Annotated in this window: 5 protein-coding genes; all 5 read left to right on the top strand. The window is 64.6% G+C overall.

Features of this window, described 5'->3' with window-relative positions; all coding sequences use genetic code 11:
- Positions 1-172: 172 nt before the first annotated feature.
- Complete coding sequence (locus ACO1BU_RS35600) at positions 173-1,222, top strand: MBL fold metallo-hydrolase (protein WP_424140615.1); 1,050 nt, start codon at positions 173-175, stop codon at positions 1,220-1,222.
- A 659-nt stretch (positions 1,223-1,881) separates the two neighbouring features.
- Complete coding sequence (locus tag ACO1BU_RS35595) at positions 1,882-3,396, top strand: MmgE/PrpD family protein (RefSeq protein ID WP_424140614.1); 1,515 nt, start codon at positions 1,882-1,884, stop codon at positions 3,394-3,396.
- 16 nt (positions 3,397-3,412) lie between these two features.
- Entirely contained in the window at positions 3,413-4,576 is a 1,164-nt protein-coding gene (prpC, locus tag ACO1BU_RS35590; RefSeq protein WP_424140613.1) for a bifunctional 2-methylcitrate synthase/citrate synthase, read from the top strand.
- A complete protein-coding gene (gene prpB / locus ACO1BU_RS35585) occupies positions 4,576-5,496 on the top strand; it encodes a methylisocitrate lyase (RefSeq protein ID WP_424140612.1) in 921 nt (306 codons plus the stop codon). The genes prpC and prpB overlap by 1 nt, the downstream gene beginning before the upstream one ends.
- On the top strand, positions 5,493-6,119 hold a 627-nt coding region (locus ACO1BU_RS35580), incomplete at its 3' end, for an electron transfer flavoprotein subunit beta/FixA family protein (protein WP_424140611.1). The genes prpB and ACO1BU_RS35580, both read left to right, overlap by 4 nt.

The raw sequence follows: 6,119 nt of genomic DNA, 5'->3' as shown, positions 1-6,119 counted from the left end.
ATCGCGCCATGGAGGAGCTCTACGCCGCCATCAACCGCGACGGCGGCACGCAGGGCATGGTGGACCGGATGCAGACCCGGACGCAGCTCTACGAGACCATCGGCTATCATGAGTACGAGTCGCTGGATTCCACCCTTGTCAGGACCGTCATCCCCCAGGGCATGCCGCAGCGATGAGCCTCGCTGGCCCCGCAGAGCACGCCAACCCTGCTATACCCGCCGGACCACCGCCGCTTGGCGCGACCTTGGAGATCGTACCAGGTCTGCATTGGGCGCGAATGCCCCTCCCCTTCCCGCCATGGCACGTAAATCTTTGGCTTATCGAGGACGGGCAGGGTTGGCTCGCGGTCGATGCAGGCGTTAACAGCGCAACAACTCTCGCGGCGTGGGAAGATATCTTTGAGCGAGTTCTTGGAGGGCGCCCAATCACCAGGGTGTTGCTGACGCACTTTCATCCCGATCATGCGGGTCTAGGTGGTTGGCTTTGTGAACGATGGGATGCACCACTGTTGATGGCCCGGGCGGAGTTCCTGCAGGCCCGGGTGCTTCTGCTCGATGGTGACGAACGACTGCGGGAGCAGCACCTTAACACTGCGAGGAACGCGGGAGCGCCGGCGGAATTTCTGCAATACCTATCCGCCCGCGGAGGCTTCTACCAAGCCGATGTAGTCCCACTACCACGTGCGTACCGCCCCATCCACGCCGGCCAGATTATCCAGGCTGGCAGTCGGAACTGGCAGGTGAGAGTCGGAGAGGGACATGCCCCTGCAATGACGCTCCTGCACTGCCCTGCCCTAGGCATTCTCATTGCCGCTGATCAGGTTCTGCCCCGAATCTCGCCGTTTATCGGTGTCCAGGGTTCCGAGCCCGAGGAGGACCCACTTCGGAACTTTTTGGCTTCCCTGGAGGACCTCAAAGAAATCAAAGAGGGGACGCTCTGTTTGCCCTCACACGGTGAGCCGTTCGGGGGACTGCACGCGCGGATCGCTGCGCTGACGGCCCATCATGCCGAGCGGCTCAGCTCGCTTCTCCAGGCCTGCGCGAAGCCAATCACTGCTTTCGACGCTGCAAGGTTGATGTTCCCGCACGTAACGGCGGTCAGCCAGATGGGGTTTATGATTGGTGAGGCTCTGGCTCATCTGCATTACCTTCGCAGTGACGGTTTAGTGATGCGAGACCGACGATCCGACGGCGCATTTCTCTATCGTCAAACTTCGGGTTAAGGCGATTGCGCAATACGCGCCAGCCCATGGGAGACCGGGCGACAACGTTGGAGGTGCCGCCCATCCTCACGAGTGAGAGCACGGCGGTACGCAGCATCAACGGCGGTCATTCCACTCAAAGCCAGAGACAGAATTGAGAACGCCGCTTCAATCCAACGTACTTACAAACGCCCGAAAGCACCACGATAGGTGATAATGTCGAACACGGGCTGGCGCTAGCTGCGGACGCGTTAGATCGTGCAGAGATGCGATGCCTGGCGCCAAGATCAACCAATCACCACGCCCAGACTTACCGATTTATTTTGGACGGTCCTTTGAGCCAATTGATAGGTCGCGTTAACTGGGGTAACGGATAGGGCGACGCGAACGGCGGACCGGGTACTCAGTGCCCGTGTTCAGATGCAGTGGCGGAGGACCAGTGAGAGATTCGCGCGCCGGGCGGCGCAGGCCGAGGAAGCACATAGCGGGTCTATCGGCGAGCCAGAACGCGCCCAGCCGGCGTGGAGATCGCTCGCAGGCTGGTCCGACTACATTCTCAAACAGTAACTCAGACGGAGCTGCTAAGGCACTACGTTGAACGGTCCACTGGGCCTGAACCCTTTTGTATTGCAGGTGAGATCGCCCACCGCCACTCGCCTACTAAGAAGGAAATGTTTTTGATGGTAATCCATGACGTCAAGGTGCACCCAGAGGCGGCCCGACTAGCGCGTGAGGACCAGCTGGCCTGGAAGATCGCGGCCGTGGCCGCCGATCCGGTAGCGGTTGAGGTCGAGGTTGGCGAGATGATCGTGAACCGAATGATCGATAACGCCTCCGTCGCCATCGCCTCAGTCAACCGTCATCCCGTGGCCGCAGCCCGCGCCCAGGCGCTGGCGCATCCGCGTCAGGGCGGCGCCACCGTCTTCGGCCTCGGTCCGGATGTGCGGGTGCACGCCGAATCGGCCGCCTGGGCGAATGGCACAGCGGTCCGGGAGCTGGACTATCACGACACCTTCCTCGCGGCAGACTACTCCCACCCCGGCGACAACATCCCGCCAATCCTGGCGGTCGCACAGCAATGCGGATGCGACGGCGCGGCACTGCTGCGGGGCATCGCAACGGGCTACGAGATCCAGGTGAACCTGGTGCGTGCCATCTGCCTGCACGAGCACAAGATTGACCACGTCGCCCATCTCGGCCCCTCGGCCGCAGCGGGGATCGGCACGATGTTGGGGCTGGATCCGGAGATCATCTACCAATCCGTGCAGCAGGCGCTGCACGTAACCACGGCGACGCGCCAGAGCCGCAAGGGGGAGATCTCCTCCTGGAAGGCCTTCGCGCCGAGCCACGCGGGCAAGCTGGCGATTGAGGCGGTTGACCGCGCCATGCTGGGCGAGGGTGCTCCCTCCCCCATCTACGAGGGCGAGGATAGCGTGATCGCGCGGATGCTGGACGGCAAGGACGCGCACTACCGCGTGCCGTTGCCCGCGCCGGGTGAAGCCAAGCGCGCTATCCTCGACACCTACACGAAGGAGCACTCTGCCGAATACCAGTCCCAGGCGCTGATCGATCTAGCTTTCCGGATGGGGAAGAAGGTGTTCAATTGGGACGCGGTGCAGGAGATTGTGGTGGAGACGAGCCACCACACCCATTACGTCATCGGCACCGGGGCGAACGACCCACAGAAGATGGACCCGACGGCCAGCCGCGAGACGCTAGATCATTCCATTATGTATATCCTGGCTGTGGCCCTGCAGGACGGCAAATGGCACCACGTCCGCTCCTACGCGCCCGAGCGTGCGGCGCGGCCGGACACGGTGCGGTTGTGGCACAAAATCCGCACGCTGGAAGACCCGAAGTGGACGGAGCGCTATCACTCGCGCGACCCGAACGTGAAGGCGTTCGGCGGGCGGGTGGAGATCCGGCTGAAGAACGGCACCGTCATCGCCGACGAGCTGGCTGTGGCGAACGCGCATACGCTGGGCGCGACGCCGTGGGGGCGGGCCGATTACATCCGCAAATTCGAGACGTTGACAGAGGGGTTGATCGACCCCTGCGAGTCACGGCGCTTCCTGGATCTGGTGCAGCGCCTGCCCTCACTGAGCGCGTCGGACCTGATCGGCCTGAACGTCGCCGTGCCCCAGGGTAAGCTGGATACGGTGACGCGCGGCGGCATCTTCGGCTTTAGGGCATGACCGGGGAGGAATAGCGATGAGCGAAAGCACAAGCGGGACGACCGTAGCCAACAAGCCGAAGAAATCCGTGGCGCTGTCGGGCGTCACGGCGGGGAACACGGCGCTCTGCACCGTCGGGCGCTCGGGGAACGACCTGCACTACCGGGGCTACAACATCCTGGACGTGGCCGGACAGTGCGAGTTCGAGGAGATCGCCTACCTCCTCGTTCACGGGTCGTTGCCGACGGAGCCGGAGTTGCGCGGCTATAAGGCCAAGCTCCGCTCCCTACGCGGGCTTCCGGCGACGGTGAAGGCGGCACTGGAGACGCTACCAGCGGCCTCCCACCCGATGGACGTTATGCGGACGGGCGTCTCAGCGCTCGGCTGCGCGCTGCCGGAGAAGGACGATCATGCACCACCGGCCGCGCGCGACATCGCGGACCGGCTGATGGCCTCGCTCGGCTCCATACTGCTCTACTGGCACCACTTCGCACTGAACGGACGCCGGATCGAAGTGGATAGCGAGGAGGACAGCATCGGCGGGCACTTTCTGAACCTGCTGCACGGGTACCGGCCGCGGGAGAGCTGGGTACGGGCGATGCATACCTCGCTGAACCTCTACGCCGAGCACGAGTTCAACGCCTCCACCTTCACCTGCCGGGTGATCGCGGGGACGGGGTCGGACCTCTACTCCGCCATCACGGGCGGAATCGGCGCGCTGCGGGGGCCGAAGCACGGCGGCGCGAACGAGGTCGCTTTCGAGGTGCAGAAGCGCTACGCGGACCCTGACGAGGCCGAGGCCGACATCCGGCGCCGGGTGGAGGCAAAGGAGGTGGTGATCGGCTTCGGCCACCCGGTCTACACTATCGCCGACCCGCGCAACGAGGTGATCAAACGCGTCGCGCTCGAGCTCTCGGACGAGGCGGGCAGCCGCAGGATGGTCGACATTGCCGAACGCATCGAGTGGGTGATGGCCGAAACAAAGCGGATGTTTGCCAATCTCGACTGGTATTCGGCGGTATCCTACCACATGATGGGCGTGCCGACGGCGATGTTCACGCCGCTCTTCGTAATCGCCCGCACCGCGGGGTGGAGCGCGCATGTGTTAGAGCAGCGTGCGGACGGCAAGATTATCCGCCCGGCGGCGAACTACACAGGCCCTGAGCCGCGCGCCTTTGTGCCACTGACGGAGCGTGGCTGATGCCCTACGTGATCGGTGACGCCCTGCCGGATGCCCCGGCCGGGCAGCGGTTCCGCGCGCTGCTGGACCGCCCGGGCATCCTGCGCATGCCGGGCGCGCATACGGGCATGGCGGCGCTGCTGGCCAAGCGGGCGGGGTTCGAGGCGCTCTACATCTCCGGCGCCGCCATGTCGGCCAATATGGGCCTGCCAGACCTCGGCATGATCACGGTGGAGGATGTGTGCTGGCACATCCGCCAGGTCTTCCGCGCCTCGGCCTTGCCGGCGCTGGTCGACGGCGACACGGGCTATGGCGAAGCCCTGAATGTCATGAACATGGTCCGCTCCTTCGAGGATGCGGGCGCGGCGGCGGTCCAGCTGGAAGACCAGTTGCTGCCCAAGAAGTGCGGCCACCTGAACGACAAGAAGCTGGCGGACCCGCATGACTTCGCGGCCAAGGTCGCGGCGGCGCGCCGGGCACGGAAGCATCTCTACATCATCGCCCGCACCGACGCGGCGGCGAGTGAGGGGATGGACGGCGCGGTCGCCCGCGCGAAGCTCTACATGGAGGCCGGGGCGGACGCGATCTTCCCCGAGGCCCTGAACACCGCCGAGATGTTCCGCGAGTTCGCCCGCCGGATGCCCGGGGTGAAGCTGCTGGCCAACATGACGGAATTCGGCCGCACGCCCTTCTTCACGGACAAGGAGTTCGAGGAGATGGGCTACGCCATGGTGATCTGGCCGGTTTCCCATCTTCGGGTTGCCAATCGCGCCATGGAGGAGCTCTACGCCGCCATCAACCGCGACGGCGGCACGCAGGGCATGGTGGACCGGATGCAGACCCGGGCGCAGCTCTACGAGACCATCGGCTATCATGAGTACGAGTCGCTGGATTCCACCCTTGTCAGGACCGTCATCCCCCAGGGCATGCCGCAGCGATGAAAATTATCGTCCCCGTCAAGCGCGTGGTCGACTACAACGTGAAGGTCCGGGTCCGCCCGGATGGCACCGGCGTCGAGACCGCCAACGTCAAAATGTCCATGAACCCCTTCGACGAGATCGCCGTCGAGGAGGCCGTGCGCCTGAAGGAGAGAGGCGTCGCGACCGAGATCGTGGCCGTCTCCATCGGCCCGTCCCAGGCGCAGGAGCAGATCCGCACGGCGCTGGCCATGGGCGCCGACCGCGGCATCCTGGTCGAGGTGGCCGAGACGGTCGAGCCGATCGCGGTGGCCAAGCTGCTCAAGGCCATTGTCGAGAAGGAGGGCCCGCAGATGGTCATCCTCGGCAAGCAGGCCATCGATGACGACATGAACGCCACCGGCCAGATGCTGGCCGCCCTCCTCGGCTGGGGCCAGGGCACCTTTGCCAGCAAGGTCGAGATCGCCGACGGTGCCGCCAATGTCACCCGTGAGGTCGATGGCGGCCTGGAGACGGTGAGGCTGAAGCTTCCGGCCATCGTCACCACCGACCTGCGCCTGAACGAGCCGCGCTACGCCAGCCTTCCGAACATCATGAAGGCCCGCAAGAAGCCGATCGAGACGATCAAGCCCGCCGATCTCGGCGTG

The organism is Roseomonas chloroacetimidivorans (genome assembly GCF_049629625.1).
Lineage (GTDB): Bacteria > Pseudomonadota > Alphaproteobacteria > Acetobacterales > Acetobacteraceae > Roseomonas > Roseomonas chloroacetimidivorans.
The sequence above is the reverse complement of the archived record's forward strand: the minus strand, read 5'-3'. Positions and strand labels throughout refer to the sequence as shown.